The sequence below is a fragment of the Nocardia sp. NPDC049149 genome, from assembly GCF_043197455.1.
Lineage (GTDB): Bacteria > Actinomycetota > Actinomycetes > Mycobacteriales > Mycobacteriaceae > Nocardia.
The window spans coordinates 918,113-941,593 of record NZ_JBICTD010000004.1; the positions used below are offsets into that span (position 1 = coordinate 918,113).

The following is a 23,481-nucleotide window of genomic DNA, read 5'->3' on the forward strand; positions in this document are numbered from 1 at the left end:
CGTCTGGCCCCGGGCAGATGCGGCCTTCGGCCCCCGAAATGTCCCCTACCGAACCGAGGCCAGGCAGTCAGGCTAACCGGCCGATGCCCTGCGACGCGCCGAAGCGGCCGAGTCGTGCATGACACGTATCCGAACCGCAACAACCGAGCCGAATGTCGCTCGTGGCGAATCAGTTCGGCTCGGCTGCGGTCACACGGTCAGCAATTGCTCGGCGCCTTCTCCCCTCGGAAACGGGCGTCGAGCCAGGTCAACGCCGCCGGAATGCCGAGCACCGCAGCGGTGAGATGGTCCGGCACCGGAATTTGCTCGGTCTGCACCGTTGCACCCGCTGCACACCAGCGGCGGTCGGTGTTCACCACCGCATCCACGGGGATGAGCCCGTCGATCGGCGAATGCCATTCGAACACCGGCATTTTCGGCACACCGTCGTACAGTTCGAGACTGTTCTCCTCGACGACGCGCCGTGCGGTCGCGTCGTTGATCATCGAGGTGGTCTTGGCGAAGTCGAGCGCACCACGGCCCGCACCCGCCGCCAGGATGTCGTTGGTGCAGCTGTTGGCCATCTGCGCCCTGGCCGCGAGGCCACGCTCGTTCAACTGGTCGCTGAGCGGGAACCGGTCCGGGTACTCCCGCTCCAGACCGAGGCCTGCGGCCAAGGCGAGCCCGAACACCGGATGCGAGCTGAGACCGAGCGCCTCCATCATCTTCACCAGGTTCATCGGCACGCCGCCCATGGCCGCGCCGGCGATCTGCAGTTCGGGCGCGTACGTCGGCTGCAGTGCGGCCGCCCACGCGGTGGCCATGCCGCCGCCGGAATAGCCGACCATCGCGACCGGACTCTTCTGCACGTCGAACTGGGCGACCTGCTTGACCGCGCGGATGCTGTCCAGCGTGATCTGCCCACCGAGTTTGGCCGCGCCGTAGGCGAAGTTCGGTCCGAGATGATCGGGCAGCACCACGCTCCAGCCACGCTGCAGCAGCACGTTCCAGCCGGGCGCCTCGCGGACGATCAGGTTCGGGTCGCCGGTGTAGAGAACGCGGGACACCGAGCATTCGGCGCCGAGTCCGTTGATGATGTGCTGGAACGACAGCAGCGGTCCGTCCTTGGCGTGCACCCGGGGGGTGAGCACCGTGGTGGTCGCCGCGATCGGCTTGCCCTCAGAACTGGTGGATCGGAATCGGACGACCGTCACCGTAGTGTCGGGAAAGATCATCAACGGCGGCATGGGCCGCGTCGCGATGACATCGCCCGGCTGCCGGTCCGCGATGTCCGCGGGCGTCGAATAGAAGGGATCGGGATCGGGGGTCGGATACAACGGCTCGCCTTGCGCGGCTCCGGCCATCGTGGCTACCAGCAGCACGCCTGCGGCCATTGCGGCCAGTCTGCGCAGTGATCGCCTGCGGGACACACCCCTGCCCATCGAACGTAGGGCCTCACTCATCGATCGATACCTCTCGAAAATGGTCCACGTTGTGATCATCTTTGACAATTTTCCCGAGGACCGGCAGGGCGGACCGGAATCGTTTTGACAATTCACAAGTTTGGGGCGTCCGGTCTGTGATCGATGAGCGCGCCGCCTCGTGACACTCCCCCACCGCACCGGTCATGTGCTGTGAGATGTCCAGCCAATGGGACGGAATATGTTCGCCCCCATGCGAAGCGCTCTACCTTCACTGGTACCGGCGTGTCCGGGCGGAAGGGAGACGGTCGCATGGCTGGCACTGCGCGCAAACTCGCTGATCGCGACCGTGTCGAGGAGCCGCCGACGCGCCGGGTCACGGTCTACTTCGACGGCCCGACCCCGGAGGACGCGATGGTCCTCGAGTACGCCGCAAGCAGCACCGAGGCGTGGGAATTCACCTCGGCGGCAGTGCATGCGGGGCTCACCGTCACGGTCGACGGCAAGATCCACCCGGGTTTGCGCAGGCTACCGTGCCGGTCACTCTGGCACTGAGCGATAGTGCGCTACGGCCCGAATGGATTTCGTCCGGACACCGAAAGTCACTTGTTTTCAGCATTTTCTGCACAGTGGCATCGAATGCCATTCGGCACCATGTGCATTCCGGTGAATGCTATTGCACCGGACCGAGCACCCGACGCAGAAAAGTCATGACGTCCGGCTGTGCCTCGTCCACGGTGCCGATATGGTCGCCGCGGTACACGTGCGCCTCGAGATCGGTGCCCGACAAGCGCAGCTCGGCGATCAGCTTGGCGGTCAACGGCGCAGGAACCTGCGCGTCCGCCAACCCTTGACCGATGAAGAGCGGAACGGTGTATCCGTCGGTCGGGATCCGCAGCATCGCCGCGGCCGCCGCCACCAGTGCCGGGTCGTCGAGCGGTTTGGCGAGCATGGCGCCGATCGACACGTCGGCCAACCGCGCGTTGGCCTGCTCGACGCACTCCGACTCGACCACCCGCAGTGCATCCAGACCGGTCGGTGTGAGATAGCCGTCGACATCGAGTTCCGGTGCGCTGGCCCGCAATCCGGCAAGCAGCATCGCCAGATAGGCGGTCGTCCTGTCCAGCGGAAGTCGTGGGATCCACGGGCCGGCCAGCGGCAAGGCGAGATCGAGGTTGGCCGGCGCGCCGGTCGCCGCGGCACCGCGCAAGGAGAGCTCAGGAGCATCGGCAGGCGCGAGATGTGCCGTGAACAACGCCGCGTGTGCGCCCTGCGACTGGCCGAGCACCGCCCACCGGGTGCCGAGCGCAGGCGCGATCGCCTTCGCCGCACGCACGCCGTCGATCAGGCTGCGCGCCTGCGAAGGTCCGTCCAGATACGGGTGCGTGCCCGGCGTGCCGAGCCCGACATAGTCCGAGATCACCACCGCGTACCCGGCCTCGAGCAGCTGCGGGTACAGCGAATTCAGGTAGTACGTCCGAGGTTCCGAGGTGAACGCGCATTGATCGGCGATCCCGGTGGTGCCGTGCGCGTATGCCACCATCGGCCAGCCGCCCGGCGGCGGCGGTCCCGGCGGCAGATAGACCGCACCGGTGCTCAGCATCGGTCCGCGCGGGCCCCGCGACCAGTAGGTCATCCGTTCCGCCGTCGCCGCGCCCGCCACCCGGAATCGTCCGGTCAGCTCGGCCAGATTCGTCACCGTTCCCGGCCCGTCTGCCGACTGCGCCGACGCCGGAGGTGCCAGCGCGAGCGCCATCGAGACCACGACCCCGGCCGTCCCCGCGATGAATCGTGTACACATCATCGACCGACTATCCCCACTGCGCGCCATCCCGGCAAGCCACGACAACCAGTGGTGGCAAACAGCAGCGTGGCGCGAGTAGGCCCGCCCGCACTGCGATGACGCAAGCTCACCGAGCACGCCACTACGGTGAAAAGCGGCGGGGGCGGGTGTCGAAGGTACCGAGCGGTCGCTAGGCTCGACGAAGGACAGTTGGCAGACGGCATGTGGGACAGCGCTGATGCCACAGCGAACCGTCGCCGTGGCACGACGCGGAGGGAGCTGGCGTGGGGTACTCGGGTCGGGCGAGTCGCCGGTGGCGGCCCACCGAGACGAGACGCCGAGTCCGAGCGACGATGTTGCTGTGCGCCCTCGTGCTGCCTGCCGTCACGGCCTGCGGATCCGGCAGCCCAGCGGCCGAGCCGACCACCGTATCGCCAACCACCACAAACGTTTCCACCCCACCAGCCGCCCCGAGCGCGGTGCCCGTCGTCGATCCCTATGCCGGGCAGCCGCTCATCGACCATGTCAGCTGGGTCGAGGCGATCGATGGGGCGCGGCTGCTCGTCTACCCCACCCCGGCCGGGCGGCAGACCACGTTTCCCGGTGCCGATGAGCGGGCATGGCAAGAAGTGATCGCACAGTCCGCCGACGCGGACACCCCTGGGATGCGCGATCAGTTCGTCTGTCACTGGGCGTGGGCGCGGCTGGTTCAGCCGGACAAACCGAGCTGGAATCTGGAACCGTGGCGCCCCGCCGTCGGCTACCAGGCCACCGTCGAAGCACGCTGCAACCCGGGCGGTCCCGAACGCTGAGTGCCACAGCGACAGTGCCGGGCACCGCCCCCAACCGAGAGGACCGATCATGCGCACCGTCATCGCAGGCGGACACGGGAAGATCGCCCTGCTGCTCGCCGAGCTGCTCACCCGCCGCGGCGAGCAGGTCGCGGCGCTGATCCGCAATCCGGACCACGCCGCCGACGTCACCGCCGCAGGCGCCGAACCGATCGTGCTCGATCTCGAGCACGCCGCCGACGATGCGCTGCTTGCCGTCGTGAAGGGCTCGGACGCAGCGGTTTTCGCAGCGGGCGCGGGTCCGGGCAGCGGCGCGGCCCGCAAGTACGCGGTCGACAGGGACGGCTCGGTCCGGTTGGCCGAGGCCGCCGAACGGACAGGCGTGCGGCGCTTCGTCCAGATCTCCTCGATCGGCGCGGGTGAGCCGCCCGCGCCGGGCGCCGACGACGTCTTCGCCGCGTACCTCGACGCCAAGACCCAGGCCGAAACCGACCTGCGCGCACGGGATCTGGACTGGACGATCGTGCGGCCCGGCGGCCTGCTCGACAGCGCGGGCACCGGGCGCGTCACGTTGGCGCCACCGCCTGTCGCTCGCGGCGACATCCCCCGGGCCGACGTGGCCGCGGTGGTCGCCGAACTGCTGCCCGCCACACCCAGCGTCGGCGCCACGCTCGTCCTCGTGTCCGGCGACACGCCGATCGACGCTGCGGTAGCCCAGCTCGGTGTCGCGAAAGGGCGCGCTGTCCAGACGGATTGACGAGCCGCCATCGAGGGGAGAGCAACTGTGTTCAGCCGCATCGTGTCCATGAAGATCCGGGAGGGTTCGCGCGCGGATTTCCTCGACGCCGTCGCCCGCAGCGCGGCCACCTCGCTGCGCGACGAGCCGGGTTGTCTGCGTTTCGATATCTGCGCCGACCGCGTCGATCCGTACCGTTTCTTCCTCTACCAGCTGTATATCGACGACGAGGCCGCCGAGGCGCACCGCTTCACCGAGCACTTCCTCGCGCTGAGTGCCGCCGCGGAGCGTTACGTGGAGCCCGGCACCCACATCGATTACAGCACCGACGTCCTTTTCAGCGGCTAATGAAACGTGGTGCAGAAGTCGGCGTCAGCAAACCTGCAGACGCCAAATCCCGCACGTGCGCTTGCAAATAGATCGTGCAGATGCACTTGCATCTGAAAGCGACGGAGTCCTAAACTCAGTCCCGCAACGCTTTACAGGGGACAACCAGGGGAGGCCACATGGGCGGGCCGCAAGCCACAGTCACCATGGGTCCGCCGCCGCCAAACGTCAGGGGCGTTCTGATGAACCAACCACTCTCCGGCGCTCGGCTCGGTATAGCCGACGCCATACTGGTCGAGAAGCCAGCGAACGGTACAAGAATGAGCACACAGTCGGCCCGAAGTGGCCACAGGAACACCGCGTACTCGCGGGAAACCGCCGTCGCGTTCGTCATCGATGCCGTCGAGTCCACCGGTGCGGCCACCCGGCACGATTTCGATATCGACCGGATCGTCACCACCGCGCACGACGTGGTCGATGACTGGGATATCCAGGCACTGCAGCCGGCGACTTTCTGGCGGATCGCCTCCAGCTTCATCAAGCAGTGACCGGACCGGGCATCCCGGTGTCCCGTTCGCGCCGAATTGCCTTGTACCGCAAGCTCTGAGCCACCTTGTTCCACCGGCGATGATCTACCCTCAGGCTCAGGGTTTGCGGCACAAGGCACGGCGGCGATGGCCGACATTGCGCTGCCCGTAGCCGCCCGGATCGAGATGCCTGTCCCCCGTTGCGATTCGGCGCGGGCGAACAGCCAACGATCCGCCATCGGCCCATGCCGATGGCGAGCGGCCACTCCCTTGCCGAATTGACGTGCGCCCCAGGCGCTTCCCAATTCCTCCGGCTGCGCCACGCCGAAATCCGTACCCTCCCTGAGGGTTCGCGCCTGCCTCAGACCTATGCCTGAGGTGCGAACGCCAGGGACTGCCACGGATCCATCGGCTGCGCACCGGAAATCCCAAACCTCGCGCCGCCCAACGGCTTCCCGCCATACGCGGCGCGCAGTACCACGATCCGCACCCCTTGTGTGGATCCGCACCCACCCTGACCGCCCGCAGAGGGTGCGGATCCTCACAAGGGGTGCGAACGTGGCCACGGGACGCTCAGCGCCCCGCACACCCCGGCTCCGGTGCCACACCCGCAGTGCGACACCGAGATTCGCACCCTTTCGGTGGAACCGCACTCGTTCTGGGCGCCCAGAACGAGTGCGGATTCCGAAAACCGGTGCGGACGCGCCGGTTTGGCGTTCAGGACCGCCGCCGTTGAGCGTCGACCACCGTTCCGGGCGCCCACCGTGGGTGCGGATTCGTGGACCCGGTGCGATATCGGTGATCGATCGTTCTGCAGCCCGGACGATCCAGGGTTCGGGCGGCACAGCCGCAGCACGCTGCACGCCAACACGCGGCGTACTGACTTCGTATCGTGCACCGCGGTCATGCAGCGCATCAGCTACCCATTGCGCACCGCTGTCGAGCGGCGCACCAACTTTCCACTGCGCACCGCTGTCGAGCGGCGCACCAACTTTCCACTGCGCGGCGCTGTCGCGCGGCGCACCAACTTCGTATCGCGCACCGCAGCCATGCGGCGCATCGACTGCACATTGCGCGCCTTTGTTGCGTGGCGCATCGACTTCACATAACGCACCGCCATCGTGCGGCGCACCAACCCCATATCGCGCACCGCTCTCAGGCGGCGCACCACCTTGTCGTTCCGCGCCAAACTTCCACGGCGCGATACGTTCCCATTGCGTCACAGTGACATTGCTTGCCTGAGGCACGCATCGTCTTTCGATCGCACCCACGAGCACATCCCTCGGGCCGAGGTACCACCACCGCGCATGTCGGGGCGGCGCATGGCTTCTCAGGTGTTCATGGGTACAGACCTGGGCCCACATGTCCCCTCACGGGGGTGCTGATCAGAGATCCGCAGCGTATCCCGCGAGGATCTGCATCGACTTCTCCGGTCGTTCGGCCTGCACGCTGAGTCGGTCCATGACCGAGAGATACAGCGCCAGGTCCTGCCTGCGATCCAAGTAGAGCGCACTCGTCAGGTGCTCGAGATAGACGATGTCCGGGAGCTCCGCCTCAGTGAAACGGAGAATGCTGAACGAGCTTCCGGCGGCGGCATGCTCACCCGCCGAGTACGGCAGTACCTGAACAGTCACGTTCGGCAGCTTGGCCAGCTCGATCAGGTGCTCCAACTGCGCGCGGTGCACCCGAGGCCCACCGACGGGGCGATGCAACGCCGCCTCGTCGATCACTGCCCACACGACCGGCGGGTCGGAGCGGTGCAGAATCTCTTGCCTGCGCTGCCGGACCTGAACCCGTCGATCGGTATCGGCGTCCTCATATCCCAGGGACACGACCGCCCTGGCATATTCGGGAGTTTGCAGCAAGCCTGGCACGAGATGTGCCTCGTAGGTGCGGATCTTGCTCGCTGCTTGTTCGAGGCCTAGGTAGGTGCCGAACCACTGCGGGAGCAGATCGCTGTAGCGATGCCACCAGCCTGGCTCGTTCGCCTGCTTGGCCAGCTCCAGGAAACGCTGACGCTCTTCGACGTCGTTGACGCCGTACAGCGTCAGCAGGTCCCGGATGTCACGTTCCTTGAAACCGGTGCGGCCCAACTCGAGACGACTGATCTTGGCATGCGAACCACGGATGGCGTCACCCGCGGCCTCGCGGGTGATACCTGTTCCTTCGCGAAGTCGGCGTAACTGCCCGCCCAGCGCGATGCGTAGCACCGTCGGGCCACGTTCCGCGACAACGGAATGCACCTGACCTTCGTCATCCGGTTCAGCGATCATTGAGTTCGTCTCCGATACTCGGGGGTTGCCCACAGTGTGTCACAACCACCTGTCGCGAAACACACCGCACCGATCGCTTATGTTACCGCTCAACTCGTCAGATAGTCGAACTCCCCGGCCTTCGCGCCGCGGACGAATGCATCAATTTCGGGACGGGTGTAGAACAGCACCCCGCCTTCCGGATACCTCGAGTTACGTACCGCTACCTGGCCGTTGGTCGCCTCCGCGACTTCGACGCAGTTCCCACTCGGGTTGCTGTACGTGCTCTTGCGCCATGCTCCAGTGACCTTGTTGGTGGATGTCTCCGACATGTTTCCCCACTCCTCGGTTACGCCGTTTGGGTGAATCGGTTCGTGCAGATGCACGCTCAAACGTTCTTGCATTTGCACCCACAGTTGGGACGATAGCACGAAGTTCGCCCCTGCGCCCCTACTAATTCGGACCACCCGGTCCGCAATGTGACGCATCAACGTTTCGACCAGGAAACCCCCAGTTCAACGGCCGATCGCCGATGCTGCGCGGACCCGAATCTTCTACTGTCACACTGCAGATCGGAGGTACCGACCGTTCGCGACAGTCCCGGGTTCAGCCGACCAAGAGTGTCGCCACCGCGCCACCGAGAGGCTCCCCCCGCATGCCCGAAAAGGACAATTCACCCGCCATCCGAACCGATATCCCGCACTCGACGACGCGGGCATCGAGGCCGACCCGGAGATCGCTATCATGGCCGCGCAATCACGACAGTATTTGATCCGGACCGCTCGGTATCTTACTGGGGCAGCGGGGATCTGGCAGTTTCTCGACATCGGCAGCGGGCTGCCGACAGTGCAGAACACCCACGAGGTCGCCCAGTCGGTCGCACCCGAATCGAAGGTCGTCTACGTCGATAACGACCCAATGGCGCCGATGCCGTCAAGGGCCCTACTCAGCAACACCGCACCGCAAGGCGCGTCTGCATATATAGAGGCCGACTTCAACGACCCCGAGCGCATCGTCACTGAAGCGGGCGACGTGCTGGACTTCGAGCACCCGCTCGGCATTCTCTTCCTCGGCATACTCGGCCATGCCAGTCCTTGGCCGAGCCGATGCGCATCGTCGGCACCGTCATGGACGCCGCGCCATCGGGCAGCTATCTCGCCCTGCGGGACGGCACCGACGACAGCCGCGAGTACGGCACGCCCTGCACGAAGTACGCCGGAACCGGTGGCGCGCCGTACATTCCACGGCCGAAGGACCAGATTGGCGGCGATTTCGACGGCACGGAACTCGTCGACCCCGGCTTCGTTTCGATCACCCAGTGGCGATCCGACGGCGCCGAGGCCAGCCTGACCAGGCCGATCTCCGCCTATGGCGCGGTGGCGCGGAAGCCGTAGTCTGGACGAAGGGCTTTGAGCGGCCATCGATCACAGCGGGCGCCACGATCGAATTCGACTCGAATTTCGCGACGACGCTCTTACAGATGTACTTGCATCTGTAAGCGACAGCGGCATAGACTCGGACTCGTATCGGGGAAGTACGCAGGCACTTCGAGCCGGCGGCGCTTACACAGCAACCTCCCCACACGCCACACGCGAGGGGCGGTCGAATGAGCCAGCCATTCCGGACTCCCCGCCGGGTCGCCGTCATCGGCACCGGCGTAGAGACCTTGCGGCAATGTCACGCACCGGAGTACGCGGTGTCCGACTGCGGTGTCGAACCCCCCGGCCTCACCTACCGGCAAGCGCGAGACATCCTGTCCGCCCACGAGGTCCACGGTCCGCAGTGCAGGCAGTGGCTCGCCGCCGCCGCCTACCTCTCCGCCGGCCTCGACGACGAGTAGTCACCCGAATCCTTTGGCACACATCGATCTTCATGGTGCCCAAAGATTCCGTCGAGCATAGCGCGACACCGAACAGACTTCAGCGCAGATTGCCAGGTCACAACCGGGTCATCACACAATGGCGTAGGCTCCCAATAGATCTCGCCGATAACTCCCCACGCACACGACCCTTTCGTATAGTGAGCCGAACGATTCGGGCACAGTTCTATTACGGCCCGACGTGGCAATGGAGCGAACCGAATGACCTTCTCCGCGCTGGATCTGTCCGATAATTCGTCCGACACGGCGCTCGAAATCGGTGGGCAGCCAGCGTCGATGCCACTTCAGAACACCGACCGAGTCGCCTCACGCATGGTGGGCTACTTCGCCAACATTATGGCACCGTGCCGCTCCTTGCCCGGCGAGCAGTTGCGCGGCGACGTCACCAAACTGACCCGCAGCTGCCTCGGTTTGGTGGCCGAGATGTTCGACCGCAGAACGGTACCCGGCGACGAACAGTTCGGCGAGGTACGCGAAGCGGCCACGCAATGGGCCCGAGAGGGCGTGCCGCTCAGCACCATTCTGCGCGGCTACCACGAGGGCGTGCGCATCGCGTTCGGTCTCGTCACCGCGCCGGCGCGGGCCGACGACGTCGGCGAACTCCTCGTCGCCACCGACCTCATGCTCGAACTGCTGGAGGCGATCACCGCCGCGGTGGCCGACTCCTATGTCGAGGAACAGCACCTGGTCGCCAAGGAACATCAGACCGCCACGCAGACGCTGGCGTCCGCGCTGCTGAGCGGGCGGGGCAGCTCCGCGCTCGCCAGACAGGCCGGCATACCGATCGCCGACTCGTATCAGGTTGTCGCCCTATCTCTTTCGGAACATGCCGACGAGCGGGATCCGCGCGTCGACAGCAATGTGGCCGCCCGCCGCAAACTCCGCAGGCTGCAGTCCGCGCTGGCCACCGTGTTCGCATCACGGGCGCTGGCACTGCTCAGCACCAAGGGCGGCACCATGCTCGTCCCGATCGGCGACGGCGACGAGACCGTCATGAACACCGAAACGCTCTGCCGATTATCCGAGGCGGCCGAGGTGCCGCTCACCGCGACGGTGGTCGCCAGCGACACCGACGAGGTACCCGAATCCGCCGACCAAGCGCACGAACTCCTCAATCTCGTTCGGGTCGGCGGTAAGCCCCCCGGCCTTTATCAAATGACGGACCTAGCCGTGGAATACCAGCTGACCCGCGGCGGTCCGGCCACCCGGCGCATCGCCACTATCCTCGACCCGCTCGAGGCCCACCCCGAACTGTTCGACACCATGCGCGCCTACCTCGGCAACGACATGAACCGCCAGCTCACCGCACGTCAGCTCTATGTCCATCCGAACACCGTCGACTATCGGCTGCGCCGCATCGCGCAGCTCACCGGCGTCGACCTGGCCACCTCGGCGGGGATTTCGCAGGCGGCCATCGCCCTGCTCGCGCGGGATCTCGACCGCAGGAGTGACGGCAGCCGACGGAGCCGGTGGAGTGGTTAGGACTCGGGGACTGCAGCAGGCGGAGCCTGCGGGGTGGGTAAGCACAGCGCCCACCCTGCTGGCTGTGATCGTCACGTGACCTTGTAACGGATTCGTGCTGGTCACCGGGACACGAACTTGGGATCCTGAGAGTGCCGCGAATGTCTGGATGGTGAATATGCGAATAGCCGAGATCTTGCGCAGAAAAGGCAGCGATGTAGCGACGATCGCGCCCGACACGACGGTACGCAGCCTGCTAGGCACCCTCGCCGAGCACAACATCGGCGCGGTGGTGGTCTCGCCGGACGGCGACGGGATCGTCGGCATCATCTCCGAGCGCGACGTGGTGCGCAGCCTGCACGCGCGCGGCGCGGAGCTGCTCGATGCCCCGGTGGCCGAGATCATGACCACCAACGTGCGCACCTGCGCGCCCGACGACCCTGTCGACGGGCTGCGAAAGACCATGACGGAGCACCGAATTCGGCACCTGCCCGTGGTCCATCAGGGCAGGCTGGTCGGCATCGTCAGCATCGGCGACGTTGTGAAGACCGCCATTTCAGAGCTGGCTACCGAACGCCAGCACCTGGTCGAGTACCTCCAGGGCAAGTACTGAATTCGGTGCCCGCACCGCGCTGCACCGCACACGGCGCCGTCCCGGTTTGTGCCGTGCGCTGAGCTGTCCGAGTTTCCGCTTACACCGCGCCCAGGTCGGCCGACACCCAGTGCTCCGGCTTCAGGTACACCGCCACCTGCGGCCCGAACGACTCCGCCTCCTTCAAGTACGCCGCGACCTTATCCCCGCTGAGGTAGCGGGTGACCATCTCGAGGTGCAATTCCTCGGTCATCGGCTCGATGCGAGTGACCGGCCCCTCCACTGTCACGTACCTAACGGTCGGTTCTGTTCGATGCACCATCAGACTGAACCGACCGGTCTCGTTGATCAGCCGCATCTTCCGAGAATCCGGACCGGTCAACACCCATGGCTCCGCGCCGGGCTTGTACTGGTACCAGATCGGCAGAGTCAACGGGGCTCGATCGGTGCCCTCGGCCACCGACAACGCCGCGATATGCGGCTGCGCGAGAAACTCTTGACGCTCTTCCAAGGTCAATGCCATGACCTCCAAGGTACCGCGCAGCTCCGACATGGCACGACGCACTCCGCAGCGGGCGGTTCGATATTGAAACCTGTTGCCCGCGAGAAACCTTCGAACAGCTTATGGAAAGTGCGTATCGTTGGTGGCGTCCAGCGCATCTGACGGAGCGCTTCGATGGAGGGAGCGTCACGTTGCGATCCCACGCCCCGAGGTCGCATTTCGTGCGGCCACCGGCCGCCCGACTATCGGCGCTGTCCCCGCCCGCCGCCATTCGTAAGCTCTTCCCCGCACTCGCGGAATCCACCGATGTGTACCTGGACAGCGCCGCGACCACGCAGAAGCCGCTGCCGGTCATCGAGACCATCCACCGTTATCACAGCTCACGCACCGCGAACGCCGGACGCGGCACCTACCCGTGGGCGACCAGCCTGACCACGCGACTGGCCAGGGTGCGTGAGCGCACCGCGACCTTCATCGGCGCCGCGCATGCCGACGAGGTGGTCTTCACCGGCGGCGCCACCGCGGCGCTCAATGCCGTCGCACTGTCCTGGGGCCTGGCGGTGCTGGAGGACGGCGACGAAATCCTCTACAGCCCAAGCGATCACGCGTCGAATGTGCACCCGTGGCATCATCTGCGCGGCCTGCTTGCCCGGTTCGGCCGCCGGATCACGCTGGTCCCCTACCGGACGACCGAGGCAGGCCAGGCCGACACCGCCGACATCATGGCCAAGGTCGGCCCGCGTACCCGGTTGCTCACCACCAGCCATCTGCACCACGTGTACGGCGGCCTGACCACGCTGGAAGAACTGCGCGGCCAGCTGGATCCGCGAATCCTGCTGTGCTTCGACTGCAGCCAGAGCGGCGGGCACCTGCCGGTGGACGTGGCCGAGCTCAACGCGGATTTCGCAATCTTCGCCGCGCACAAGATGTTCGGTGCGCCTGGCACCGGAATTCTCTACTGCCGCAGACGTGTTCACGATCAACTGGTGCCGTTCCTGCCCGGCGGGAATTCCGGGGTGCGGCTCGACGCCACCGGGCTCGTCCCGGACGCGATGCCCGCGTTGCTGGAGGGCGGCACGCACAACATCCCCGGCATTCTCGCGCTGGGCAGCGCGCTGGAGGTGCTCGAATCCTTCGATGTCGCCGCCATCGCGGCGCACAGCCGAGCGCTCACCGAGCGCCTCATCGACGGGCTGCGGCCGATCCACGGCCTGGAATTCCTGCGCGGCCCGGCACGTGTTCCCGGCGCGGCGGGCTACGGCATCGTCTCGTTCACGCTCGACGGAATCACCGCGACCGACCTCGGTTTCGTGCTCGGCGAACTAGGCTTCTTGGTTCGCACGGGCTTGCATTGCACCCCGGCCGCAGGCAACGACGACTCGGTCCGGGTGAGCACGCACATCTACAACACCGCCGACGAGATCGACCGATTCACCCAGTGCGTCATGACGATTGCCGAGGAGGTCACATGACTACGGACACCCCGCGCTATGACCGAAGGGCCGCGTCCCGGGTGCTGGCCGGGCTGGCGCAGCCCGGCCTCTTCGCTGCGCCGGTGGCGATCCCGGACCGGCGCAGGTTCGAATTCACCTCCACCACACTGCACACCGAGCCGAACAGTCATCTCACCTACTCGCAGCGGCTGTATCTCGAGCGGTTCATGCGGCCGTGCCGTGCCTATCAGGTCACCAGCGCCACCCATCGGATCACCTGGACCGACAGTGACGGCATCCCCAATACCGGCCACTACCGCGCGGACGGCCTCGGGCCGATCGTGCCGATCGCCATGCGCGAGACCGTGCTGGCGCTGTGGCACGCGCTTGCGGCGAATACCGCCTTCGCCGAACGGATTTCGGCGCTCGGCCCGCGCGAGCACGCCATGCTCGACGGGACCACCACCGACCACGAGCCGATGGACATCTTCCGGGTCGGCATCGAGGCGGCCGGGCGGGCACTGGCCCAGCACGCGCTGCTCGCCAGGCAGACGCCCTACCGCAGCGCGGCCGAATTCGCCCGCGGCATGCACGAATCCGGGCTCTTCGCCGCGGTCGCCACCCGATGGTATTGGGAGCTGCAGGCTTCCACGTACCGGCGCGGCATGATCCCGGTGACCCTGATCGCGCAGCCCGACGGCACCGTGCGCTACTCGGCCGAGACGGTCGCCACGCTGCGTGCGATGAAGGACGCCACCATCTCCGACGCGCACACGGTGATGCGCCGCGCCACGCACAGTGAGGGACTGAGCATCGCGGAAGCAATCGCCAAGTACCACGACGATCTCGACCTCATCTCGCGCCAGTACGCACTGCTGCCCGCGGGGACCAGGCCCGCGTGCCTGGCCGCGATGCCACACCATCTCGGCGGCGGGCACTACAGCATTCTGCCGGTGGTGATCGACCAGTTCGTCGCGGTATTCACCGAAGTCGCGAGCCGCTGCGAGCTCGCCGAGGTGAGTGCCACGCTCGACGAGGCGACCGCCGATCGCGCGGCCACCGCCGAGGACCAGGTGTTCTACGTGCCGGACATGACCTGCAAGCACTGCGTGCGGACCATCACCGGGGTGCTGGAGTCGATGGACATCCGGGTGATCGAGATCGATCTGATCAGTAAGCGCGTCGTCGCCGAGTTCCGCAGCCCGCGCAATCGGGCCAGGGCATTCGAGGCCATCCGCGATGGCGGCTACAACCCGGTCGCCGAGCGGCCCGCGAGCGTGGCCGAGGACGCCGTGGCGGCTGCTCCGTCGGAAACCGCGGTATGACCGCACCGCCACCGGCGTTACCAGCCAAGATCCATCCGCTGGTTCGCACGTTTCTCGATTCCTCCGACGCGGTCGCGCAGGCGCTGACGCGGTTCGGCGCCCCGGCGCACCTGGTGTTCCCGCAGGTGTACGCGGAGAACCTGGGCACATTCCGCGAGGTGCTCGATCGTCGGCTGTCGTCCTATCGAATCTGCTACGCGCACAAGGCCAATCAGTCGCGGGCCTTGGTCAGAACGGCCGAGCGCGCCGGGATCGCCATCGATGTGGCCTCACCGCAGGAACTGGAGTGCGCGACGGGCGCGGGATTCGAGCCGACGCGGATCGAGGTCACCGGGCCGAAAGGCGAAGCGTTCGTTCGTGAGCTGATCGACAGCGGCGTCACGATCAACGTGGACAACCTGTGGGAGTTGGACCGCATCGCCGAACTGGCCGGAGACGATGCCGGAGTTCCTGTGCTGCTCCGTGTTTCCGGTTTCGAGGCAGGACAGGTAAGCCGGTTCGGCATGCCGCTGAACCACATTCAGCGGGCCTTCGACGTGCTGACGGCACATCGCCGCCGAATCACGTTCCTCGGGTTCGCTTTTCATCTCGACTCCGGTGACACCGCGGAACGGATCCGCGCCGTCGACGCCTGCCTCGCCCTGATCGAACAGGCGTATGGCCACGGACTGGCGCCTTCGGTGCTGAACATCGGCGGCGGGTTCCGGCAGGTGTTCACCGCCGATGCCGATCGGTTCGACGCCTACGTGCACGCGCTGCGCGAGTCGCTGCTCGGCCGCGGTCCGTCGATGAGCTGGGGCAGCAACACCTTCGGCTATCACGTCGCGGACGGCGCGGTGCACGGCATCCCGGTGTTCCACAAGTACGCCAACACGATTCCGGCGACCACGATGCTCGACGACGTGCTCACCGCACCGCTCGAGCGGCACGGGGGTCGTACCGTCGCCGAGGTCGCCTCGGACAATCTGCTCGACTTCTGGCTCGAGCCGGGCAAGGGGCTCGTCGATCACGCGGGGGTGACGGTGGCAAAGGTGGAGTTCGTCAAGGAGATCGCCGACGGCACGGTGCTGGTCAACCTCGACCTGAGCCGGGATTCGGTGACACCAGCCGACCAGGAGGTGATGGTCGATCCGCTCATCCTGCCTGGCACCGCGCGCCGCCCGGCACCGGAGGATGACGCAGTGGCGCCGGGTACCGAAAGTGCGCCGGTCGGTGTGTATTTCGCCGGCCGACTGTGCCTGGAGCGCGACTTGATCACCAATCACAAGGTCTGGCTCGCACAGCGGCCGTCCCCCGGCGACCTGGTGGTGTTCCCGAATACCGGCGCCTACCACATGGACCTGTCCGCGGCCACGGCCTCGATGCGGCCGCCGCCGATCAAGCTGGCCGTCACGCACCGTGCGGGCGGCTTCCAGGTGTGCCGCGATGGCGACTACGAACCCGTCCCGGCTGCGATCCCGCCGCAGCGCCACCTCGCACCGCGTGAACCGGTGCCGCACCGAACCGCCGAGGCGCCCTGATGCGCTACGACCACATCACCGAACTCATCGGCAACACTCCCCTGCTGCGCCTCGACCCTGCCGTGCACGGTCTGCGCAATGTCGAGCTGTACGCGAAACTGGAGTCGTACAACCCTTTCGGCTCGGTCAAGGACCGGGTCGCCTGGGGCATGATCCGCGACGAGCTCGACGACATCGTCGCGGGCGGGCAGACCCTCATCGAGGCATCGAGCGGCAATACCGCCAAGGCGCTGCGCATCCTCGGTATTCGCTACGGGATCGGGCTGCGTGCGGTGACCAACCGCATCAGGGTCACCGAGCAGCGAGACCTGTTGCGGCTCTTCGACACCGACATCGTCGAGCTGCCTGGACTGTCCGAATGCCCCGATCCGACCACCCCGAACAACGTGTACTCGGCGATCGAGGCGACGATGGCGCAACAGCCGGGCACCTACCGCCATCTGTCCCAGTACACCAACGAGAAGAACATCGAGGCGCATCACCACGGCACCGGCCGGGAGATCCACGAGGACCTGGCCGCGGACGGCATCACCAGGGTCGACTATCTGATCGGCGGGCTCGGCACCACCGGGTCGACCAGAGGGGCGGCCACCTATCTGCGCAAGCACAACCCCGAATTACGTACCGTTGCTGTGGTTTCCGAGCGCTCCGACTTCATCCCCGGTATCCGCTCGGAGAGCGAGATGTGGGAGGTCGGCCTCTTCCAGCCCGATTTCTACGACCGCATCGTGACCATCGACGCGGCACGCGCGGTGGACGCGACCCTGAGCCTGGCCACCGGGTACGGCGTGCTCGCCGGGCCGACCAGCGGGGCAAGCTATGCGGCGGCGCTGGAAACCCTTGCGGCACTGGACGATGCGGGATACGAATCGGCGGACCCGATCGTCGCGGTGTTCATCGTCTGCGATCGGCTCGAGCCGTACCTGTCCTACATCAAGAAGCGCAAGCCGGAACTCTTCGGCCGCCAGGATCGCCAAACAGTGCCCACCGCAGCGGAATTGGCGACCGCCCGCACCATCACGCCCGACCAGCTGGCCGAGCTGGACCGCACCGGCAGACCGTTCATCGTCGACACCCGCGGCGCGATGGCCTACCGGATCGGGCATGTGCCCGGCGCGCTCAACATCCGCGACGATCAGCTCGACGAGATGTTCGCCGGCGGTATCCCGTTCCCTCGATCCCGGCCGCTGGTGTTCGTCTGCCCGGTCGGCGAGCTGTCGCGCCGCTTCGCCCTGCGCGCCGAGCAGGCCGGGTTCGACGCCGCCAGCCTCGCAGGCGGCGTCGTCGCATGGCGGGACGCGGGCCTGCCACTGGAATCGGGCGGCTGACGACCTACGCCATTTCGCGTGTGTCGCCCCGGCTTCGCGGCGAGACTACTCCAAGCGCCACGACCTGGCGCTGCCCGCACATCCGCACCCGAGAGAGATGACCCATCATGTTCCGGTCGAAGAAATCCGTCGCCGCCGCACTGACCTCCTTCGGGGCGATGTCCGCCGCATTGGTCCTCACCGCGCCCGCCGCGCCTGCCACCGTCAACGCCATCGGCGTCGCACCCGGCCTGAGCTTCGGCAGCTCCACCGCCTATGGCACCGGCTGCACCTATATCGCGACCGTGACCGCCACCCCTGGTGACGTCATCGCCTTCGTCGATCTGACCGGCACTTTCGATCCGGGGGGCTGGATCACCGTGCCCGCCTCCGGCACCCTCACCGCGAAATGGACGCCGCTACTGCCCGGCAATCACACCATCTACGCAGTGCGTAATTCCGGCGAATTCGTCCAGACCAGCGCAGCGGTCGGCACCGGACTCAATCTCGGCGTCGTCTGCCTCGTCACCTCCTGAGCCTGCGAACCTGGTGCGGTCGGCGGGCTCGCCGCCGACCAGGCACTAATGTGGTTGCGTGCACTCAGGCCAGGAATCAGACGACGACGCAGGCCCGCGGATCTGGGGCGGCACGACCCTCACCGAACGCAGGGAGGCGCGCCGCACCGCGCTGCTCGAGGCGGCGCTGGATCTGATCGGCGAGGCGGGCGCGAGCGGCGTGACCATGCGCGCCGTGTGCCGCAGAGCCAACCTCACCGACCGGTATTTCTACGAGAGCTTCGCCAGCCGCGACGAGCTGCTCGACGTGCTCTATCGCCAGGTCGCCGACGAATTCCTGCCGCCGATGACGGCCTTCGCCGCGGCCGACGACCCGACCCGCGATCGCGAACTCGCGCAGATCCTGGTCGACAAGGTCCTCGACGACCCGCGCAAGTCGCGGCTGCTGCTTGTCGAGCCGTACTCGAGCACCGGCCTCGGCCAGACCACCATCTCGGTGATGCCGGTCTTCACCCGGCTGATGCAGGACCACCTCTTCTCCCACATCGACGATCCGGTCAAGCGCAGGCTCGCCGCGCTCACCATGGCCAGCGGCAACGCGGGCATGTTCTCCGCCTGGCTCAACGGGTCGCTGCGCGCCACCCGCGAGGAGATCGTCGAGCATTGCGTCGCGGTGATCACCGCGTACCGCTCGATGTATCAGCCCTGACGGTCTCCGGCTGCGGCACAACGGGTTTGGCGACCCAGCAACACGGCCGCGACTGCGACCCCACTCACACCCGGGTTGCCAATTGTTCCATTCGGGTGTTTACTTCCAACCGCAAGGTGCCGATCGTTCGCTGAGGCTCCTTCACGGATACAGGCCAGCGACCCCGAACGTCGAGAGACGCCCCGGGTCAGGACAGATCTCCCCGGATTAAGGGGTGATCCCGATTGGCTCCCGGCCCCGCCGGGTTCACGCCGTGAAGTGCCAAAGGTCTTACGAGGATGGGGTGCCACCGGCGTTTTGTCGGGTTCCTCAGCTTGCGCTCTGCAACGATCAGGATGATCAACGCTTGGTTTGCCATGCGCGGAGAGACAAAGGGAGGTGAGCCGGATGCCCGGCGGCGATAGTCCGAATTCCCCGTTTGCCAAAAATTCACCCGGCGACACCTCCTCAGCCAAGTACGGGACGGCAACCGCTCCGTAATCTGGACTGGATCCGGCGCGCGAGCGTCAGCGAGCCAGCCGACGGCTGAGTTATGACGGTGCGCTGACTAGCTCAGGAAGTGCGGGTCAATGACAACACTCGACATGATCCTCCGGCTGCTCGCCGGCGTCGGCCTCGGCGCCGCCATCGGATTCGAGCGCCAATACCGGGCCAGGATGGCGGGCCTGCGCACCAACGCGCTCGTCGCTGCCGGCTCGACACTGTTCGTGCTGTTGTCGGCCAACGGCTTCTCCGGCAACGACGCGGACCCGACCAGGGTCGCGGCCCAGATCGTCTCCGGCATCGGCTTCCTCGGCGCAGGCGTGATCATCCGCGACGGGTTGAACGTGCGCGGCCTCAACACCGCCGCGACGCTGTGGTGCGCGGCGGCGGTCGGCGCGCTCGCCGGCGCGGGTATGTACAGCACGGCTGCCGCCGGCACGGTTGCGGTGGTCGGCGTGAACGTCGCGCTGCGCGCCGCGGGTCGTGCCGTCGACAAGCAGCCAGAAGCCGGACACGAGCAGCCCACGTCCTACGCGTTCGTCGCCGTCACCAACGACGACAACGAGGCGCACGTGCGCGCCCTGCTGGTACAAGCGTTGACGCGCACCGACTTTCAGCTCATCTCGATCTCCAGCGCCAACACCGGCACGCCCGGCCGGGTCGAGGTGCGCGCGGAACTGTTCGGCGACCAGCGCGACGACCGGCAGATGGAATCCGCGGTCAGCAGGCTCAGCCTGGAACCGTCGGTGACCAGCGTCGGCTGGCACATCGCCACCTCGGATGTGAGAGGCCCACAGGCATGACTCTTTTGCGGTCCTTCCCCGCGGGCAGCGCCATCGACCGTCCGCGCAACCGGTACGCCGATGTGATCGTGTTCGTCGGAGCGGCGGTGCTGATCTGGCTGGTCGTGCGGATCTCGGCCAGTGCGAACGTGCCGTTCGACCAGGCCGCCGCGCCCGCGACGGTGTCCACCGATCCGGCCGAGCTGCCCTACTACGCGGCACGCTCGCTGCTGCGGATGTTCGCCGCGCTCGGGCTGTCGATCCTGTTCACCTTCGTCTACGCGACGGCGGCGGCCCGGCTGCGGCGGGCCCGCACGGTGCTGCTGCCGATGCTCGACATCCTGCAGTCGGTGCCGATCCTCGGGTTCCTGTCGATCACCGTCGCCGGGTTCATCGCGCTGTTCCCCGGCTCCCAGCTCGGGCTCGAAAGTGCCTCCATCTTCGCGATTTTCACCTCGCAGGCGTGGAACATGGCGTTCGCGTTCTACCACAGCCTCGCCGCGCAGCCGCGCGAGCTGGACGAGGCCGCACGGAACCTGAGACTGTCTCGGTGGCAACGGTTTTGGCGCGTCGACGTGCCCAGCGGGATGATCCCGCTGGTCTGGAACGGCATGATGAGCTTCGGCGGCGGCTGGTTCTTCCTCGTCGCGTCCGAGGCGATCAGCGTGAACAACCACGAGTACGCGCTGCCCGGCATCGGATCCTATGTCGCGACCGCGACCGGCGACGGCGACCTCGGCAAGGTGTTCATCGCGATCGGCGTGATGATCGTGATGGTCGTCGGGGTGAACTTCCTGTTCTGGCGGCCGCTCACCGCCTGGGCGGAGCGGTTCCGGGTGGAGGACACCGGCGCGGCCGAGGCGCCGCGCAGCGTGATGCTGAATCTGTTGCGGCGCTCGCACATTCCGCTGCTGCTCGGCAAGATATTCGGTCCGCTCATCGCGCCGCTGGATCGGCTGATGAGCGTGTTCGGGCTGGCCGAATACCCGCTGCATGCCTCGCCGCTGCGCCGCCGCGCCGGTGATCTCGTGTTCGCCGCGGTGGTGGCCGCCGCCGTCGCCTACGGCGGGTATCGCGTGGTCGACTACATCGACGCCACCGCCGGGTTCGGCGAGGTGGTGCACGCGTTCGGGCTCGGGTTCCTCACCCTGCTCCGGGTGGTGGTGCTGCTCGTGTTCGCCACCGTGGTATGGGTGCCGATCGGGGTGTGGATCGGGTTGAACCCCAAGGTGTCCCGGCTCGCGCAGCCGGTGGTGCAGGTGCTGGCCAGCTTCCCGGCGAACTTCCTGTTCCCGTTCGTCACCGCCGTGCTCGTGTGGAGCGGCGCCAGCCTGAACTGGGCAGGCACCATCCTGATGGCGCTCGGTGCGCAGTGGTACATCCTGTTCAACGTCATCGCGGGCGCGAGCGCGGTGCCGACCGATTTGCGCGAAGCCGCCGCCAACCTGCAACTGCCGCGAAAACTGTGGTGGCGCAGGCTGATTCTGCCCGCCATCTTCCCGAGCTACGTGACCGGCGGGATCACCGCGGCCGGCGGCGCGTGGAACGCGTCCATCGTCTCGGAGGTGGTCGACTACGGCTCGACCACGCTGGTGGCCGCGGGACTCGGCTCCTACATCCACGAGGCAACCAAAGTCGGTGACTCGCCACGGATCCTGATCGGCGTGCTGGTCATGAGCGTCTACGTGGTCGGCATCAACCGGCTGTTCTGGCGGCGGCTCTACGCACTGGCCGAACGGCGGTACTCGCTGTGACCGCCTGCTGTTTCTCCACCCGTTCGACAGGAGATCGATCATGACCGTGACCACCAACACCACCAGCGAAGTCCTGCTGGACATCTCGGGTGTCGGCAAACGATTCACCGGTGCCGCCGGTGACGAGTTGCGGGTGCTCGACGGTATCGATCTGCAACTGCGCAGCGGCGAGATCGTCGCGCTGCTCGGGCGTTCAGGATCCGGCAAGTCCACCCTGCTGCGCATCATCGCCGGGCTCATCGCGCCGTCGGACGGCGAAGTGTGCTACCGAGGCACCCCGCTCAACGGCAGCAATCCCGGTGCGGCGCTGGTGTTCCAGTCGTTCGCGCTGATGCCGTGGCTGACCGTGCAGGACAACGTCGAGCTCGGCCTCGCCGCCCGCAACGTGCCGCCCGCCGAACGGCAGCAGCGTGCGCTCGCCGCTATCGACATGATCGGCCTCGACGGCTTCGAATCCGCCTATCCCAAAGAACTTTCCGGCGGCATGCGCCAGCGCGTCGGCTTCGCCCGCGCGCTGGTGCTCGAACCTGATCTGCTGTTGATGGACGAGCCGTTCTCCGCGCTCGACGTGCTGACCGCGGAGAACCTGCGCACCGAGCTGGTGAACCTGTGGGCCACCGACGGTTTCCCCACCAAGTCGATCTGCGTGGTCACCCACAACATCGAGGAGGCGGTGCAGCTGGCCGACCGGGTGCTCGTGCTCGGCTCCAATCCCGGCCGGATCATCGCGGAAATCCCGGTGGCGCAGCATCGTCCGCGGGACCGGCGCGCACCGTGGTTCGAGGCCATGGTCGATCAGATCTACGGGCTGCTCACCGGCCGCGACACCGAACCCGTTGTCGCCGAACCGGATAAGGCCACGCCCACTGCGCAGCCGCTGCCCGACGCTTCGGTCGGCGGCCTGGCAGGTCTGGTCGAGCTCGTCTACGCCGGCGGCGGCCGCGCCGATCTGCCCGATATCGCCGACGAGCTCAACTTCGAGATCGACGACCTGCTGCCCCTCGTCGACGCCGCCGAAATGCTCGGCTTCAGCACCGTCGAGGACGGTGACGTCCTGCTCACCGACATCGGCACCCGCTTCACCACCGCCGACATCCAAGAGAGCAAGCGCATCTTCGCCGAACAGGCACGCCACCGCGCCCCCTTGGTCCGCACCATCTGCAAGGGCCTCACCGGCAGCTCCGACGGCAGCCTGCGCGCAGGCTTCTTCCTCGACCTCCTCCGCCGCGGTTTCGGCCCCGACGACGCCCGCCGCCAACTAGACATCGCCATCGACTGGGGCCGCTACGCCGAGCTCTACGACTACGACACCGACTCCGACAAAATCACCGCCGACCCCGCCGCCCAAGTCTTCGCCGGTGTGCGCGGAAAATGGACGTCCTGACACCGCAACGATATTCCGG

General features: G+C 66.8%; 24 protein-coding genes, 1 pseudogene and 1 riboswitch. Of the genes and pseudogenes, 20 read left to right on the forward strand and 5 right to left on the reverse strand.

Annotation, left to right across the window (positions count from 1 at the left end):
- Positions 1–197: 197 nt before the first annotated feature.
- The gene (locus tag ACGFNJ_RS19945; RefSeq protein WP_393450057.1) at positions 198–1,373 is read right to left on the reverse strand and encodes a lipase family protein; all 1,176 of its coding nucleotides are present in this window, start codon (positions 1,371–1,373) and stop codon (positions 198–200) included.
- A 339-nt stretch (positions 1,374–1,712) separates the two neighbouring features.
- Here ACGFNJ_RS19945 and ACGFNJ_RS19950 point away from each other — a divergent pair, with 339 nt between their 5' ends.
- Positions 1,713–1,955, forward strand: coding sequence for a hypothetical protein (locus tag ACGFNJ_RS19950; protein ID WP_393449851.1), 243 nt, complete (start codon positions 1,713–1,715; stop codon positions 1,953–1,955).
- Between the two features lie 118 nt (positions 1,956–2,073).
- On the opposite strand, the gene ACGFNJ_RS19955 is transcribed toward ACGFNJ_RS19950, so the two are convergent.
- The gene (locus ACGFNJ_RS19955) at positions 2,074–3,204 is read right to left on the reverse strand and encodes a lipase family protein (RefSeq protein WP_393449854.1); all 1,131 of its coding nucleotides are present in this window, start codon (positions 3,202–3,204) and stop codon (positions 2,074–2,076) included.
- Positions 3,205–3,536: 332 nt separating this feature from the next.
- Between ACGFNJ_RS19955 and ACGFNJ_RS19960 the strand changes: the two genes are divergently transcribed.
- From ACGFNJ_RS19960 to ACGFNJ_RS19980, 5 genes are all read left to right on the forward strand, one after another.
- A complete protein-coding gene (locus ACGFNJ_RS19960; RefSeq protein WP_393449857.1) occupies positions 3,537–3,995 on the forward strand; it encodes a DUF2599 domain-containing protein in 459 nt (152 codons plus the stop codon).
- A gap of 49 nt (positions 3,996–4,044) precedes the next feature.
- Positions 4,045–4,731, forward strand: coding sequence for an SDR family oxidoreductase (locus ACGFNJ_RS19965; protein ID WP_393449860.1), 687 nt, complete (start codon positions 4,045–4,047; stop codon positions 4,729–4,731).
- A 27-nt stretch (positions 4,732–4,758) separates the two neighbouring features.
- The gene (locus ACGFNJ_RS19970; RefSeq protein WP_393449863.1) at positions 4,759–5,058 is read left to right on the forward strand and encodes a putative quinol monooxygenase; all 300 of its coding nucleotides are present in this window, start codon (positions 4,759–4,761) and stop codon (positions 5,056–5,058) included.
- A 299-nt stretch (positions 5,059–5,357) separates the two neighbouring features.
- Positions 5,358–5,585 carry a hypothetical protein gene (locus ACGFNJ_RS19975; RefSeq protein WP_393449866.1) on the forward strand — a complete coding sequence of 76 codons (228 nt, stop codon included), beginning with the start codon at positions 5,358–5,360 and terminating at the stop codon, positions 5,583–5,585.
- An 884-nt stretch (positions 5,586–6,469) separates the two neighbouring features.
- Positions 6,470–6,673, forward strand: a complete 204-nt coding sequence (locus ACGFNJ_RS19980) for a hypothetical protein (protein WP_393449869.1) — start codon at positions 6,470–6,472, stop codon at positions 6,671–6,673.
- 276 nt (positions 6,674–6,949) lie between these two features.
- On the opposite strand, the gene ACGFNJ_RS19985 is transcribed toward ACGFNJ_RS19980, so the two are convergent.
- Both ACGFNJ_RS19985 and ACGFNJ_RS19990 read right to left on the reverse strand, forming a co-directional pair.
- Positions 6,950–7,837, reverse strand: coding sequence for a helix-turn-helix domain-containing protein (locus ACGFNJ_RS19985; RefSeq protein WP_393449872.1), 888 nt, complete (start codon positions 7,835–7,837; stop codon positions 6,950–6,952).
- A gap of 89 nt (positions 7,838–7,926) precedes the next feature.
- Entirely contained in the window at positions 7,927–8,148 is a 222-nt protein-coding gene (locus ACGFNJ_RS19990; protein WP_393449875.1) for a DUF397 domain-containing protein, read from the reverse strand.
- 412 nt (positions 8,149–8,560) lie between these two features.
- Here ACGFNJ_RS19990 and ACGFNJ_RS19995 point away from each other — a divergent pair.
- The 5 genes and pseudogenes from ACGFNJ_RS19995 to ACGFNJ_RS20015 all read left to right on the forward strand — a co-directional run.
- Positions 8,561–8,842: pseudogene (locus ACGFNJ_RS19995) on the forward strand (SAM-dependent methyltransferase); the annotation flags it as partial.
- Between the two features lie 68 nt (positions 8,843–8,910).
- Complete coding sequence (locus ACGFNJ_RS20000) at positions 8,911–9,210, forward strand: SAM-dependent methyltransferase (protein ID WP_393449878.1); 300 nt, start codon at positions 8,911–8,913, stop codon at positions 9,208–9,210.
- A 212-nt stretch (positions 9,211–9,422) separates the two neighbouring features.
- Positions 9,423–9,656 carry a hypothetical protein gene (locus ACGFNJ_RS20005; protein ID WP_069160861.1) on the forward strand — a complete coding sequence of 78 codons (234 nt, stop codon included), beginning with the start codon at positions 9,423–9,425 and terminating at the stop codon, positions 9,654–9,656.
- Between the two features lie 240 nt (positions 9,657–9,896).
- Positions 9,897–11,177 carry a PucR family transcriptional regulator gene (locus ACGFNJ_RS20010; RefSeq protein ID WP_393449881.1) on the forward strand — a complete coding sequence of 427 codons (1,281 nt, stop codon included), beginning with the start codon at positions 9,897–9,899 and terminating at the stop codon, positions 11,175–11,177.
- A gap of 157 nt (positions 11,178–11,334) precedes the next feature.
- Complete coding sequence (locus ACGFNJ_RS20015; RefSeq protein ID WP_393450060.1) at positions 11,335–11,769, forward strand: CBS domain-containing protein; 435 nt, start codon at positions 11,335–11,337, stop codon at positions 11,767–11,769.
- A gap of 79 nt (positions 11,770–11,848) precedes the next feature.
- On the opposite strand, the gene ACGFNJ_RS20020 is transcribed toward ACGFNJ_RS20015, so the two are convergent.
- Positions 11,849–12,271, reverse strand: coding sequence for a pyridoxamine 5'-phosphate oxidase family protein (locus tag ACGFNJ_RS20020; RefSeq protein WP_393449884.1), 423 nt, complete (start codon positions 12,269–12,271; stop codon positions 11,849–11,851).
- 200 nt (positions 12,272–12,471) lie between these two features.
- Here ACGFNJ_RS20020 and ACGFNJ_RS20025 point away from each other — a divergent pair, with 200 nt between their 5' ends.
- The 9 genes from ACGFNJ_RS20025 to ACGFNJ_RS20065 all read left to right on the forward strand — a co-directional run bounded on the left by ACGFNJ_RS20025 (position 12,472) and on the right by ACGFNJ_RS20065 (position 23,462).
- Positions 12,472–13,722 carry an aminotransferase class V-fold PLP-dependent enzyme gene (locus ACGFNJ_RS20025; RefSeq protein WP_393449887.1) on the forward strand — a complete coding sequence of 417 codons (1,251 nt, stop codon included), beginning with the start codon at positions 12,472–12,474 and terminating at the stop codon, positions 13,720–13,722.
- On the forward strand, positions 13,719–15,008 hold the full coding sequence (locus ACGFNJ_RS20030) for a heavy-metal-associated domain-containing protein (RefSeq protein WP_393449890.1): 1,290 nt from the start codon (positions 13,719–13,721) through the stop codon (positions 15,006–15,008). Before ACGFNJ_RS20025 ends, ACGFNJ_RS20030 begins: the two co-directional genes overlap by 4 nt.
- Positions 15,005–16,528: an alanine racemase gene (locus ACGFNJ_RS20035; protein WP_393449893.1), complete on the forward strand. Its 1,524-nt coding sequence runs from the start codon at positions 15,005–15,007 to the stop codon at positions 16,526–16,528. Before ACGFNJ_RS20030 ends, ACGFNJ_RS20035 begins: the two co-directional genes overlap by 4 nt.
- Entirely contained in the window at positions 16,528–17,856 is a 1,329-nt protein-coding gene (locus ACGFNJ_RS20040) for a pyridoxal-phosphate dependent enzyme (RefSeq protein WP_393449896.1), read from the forward strand. The genes ACGFNJ_RS20035 and ACGFNJ_RS20040 overlap by 1 nt, the downstream gene beginning before the upstream one ends.
- Before the next feature lie 107 nt (positions 17,857–17,963).
- On the forward strand, positions 17,964–18,371 hold the full coding sequence (locus tag ACGFNJ_RS20045) for a hypothetical protein (protein ID WP_393449899.1): 408 nt from the start codon (positions 17,964–17,966) through the stop codon (positions 18,369–18,371).
- 58 nt (positions 18,372–18,429) lie between these two features.
- Positions 18,430–19,059, forward strand: coding sequence for a TetR/AcrR family transcriptional regulator (locus ACGFNJ_RS20050; RefSeq protein WP_393449902.1), 630 nt, complete (start codon positions 18,430–18,432; stop codon positions 19,057–19,059).
- A gap of 115 nt (positions 19,060–19,174) precedes the next feature.
- A riboswitch (M-box (ykoK) riboswitch) is annotated at positions 19,175–19,346 on the forward strand.
- A gap of 282 nt (positions 19,347–19,628) precedes the next feature.
- Positions 19,629–20,345, forward strand: coding sequence for an MgtC/SapB family protein (locus ACGFNJ_RS20055; protein ID WP_393449905.1), 717 nt, complete (start codon positions 19,629–19,631; stop codon positions 20,343–20,345).
- Entirely contained in the window at positions 20,342–22,078 is a 1,737-nt protein-coding gene (locus ACGFNJ_RS20060; protein ID WP_393449908.1) for an ABC transporter permease, read from the forward strand. Before ACGFNJ_RS20055 ends, ACGFNJ_RS20060 begins: the two co-directional genes overlap by 4 nt.
- A gap of 40 nt (positions 22,079–22,118) precedes the next feature.
- Entirely contained in the window at positions 22,119–23,462 is a 1,344-nt protein-coding gene (locus ACGFNJ_RS20065; protein WP_393449911.1) for an AAA-associated domain-containing protein, read from the forward strand.
- Positions 23,463–23,481 lie beyond the last annotated feature (19 nt).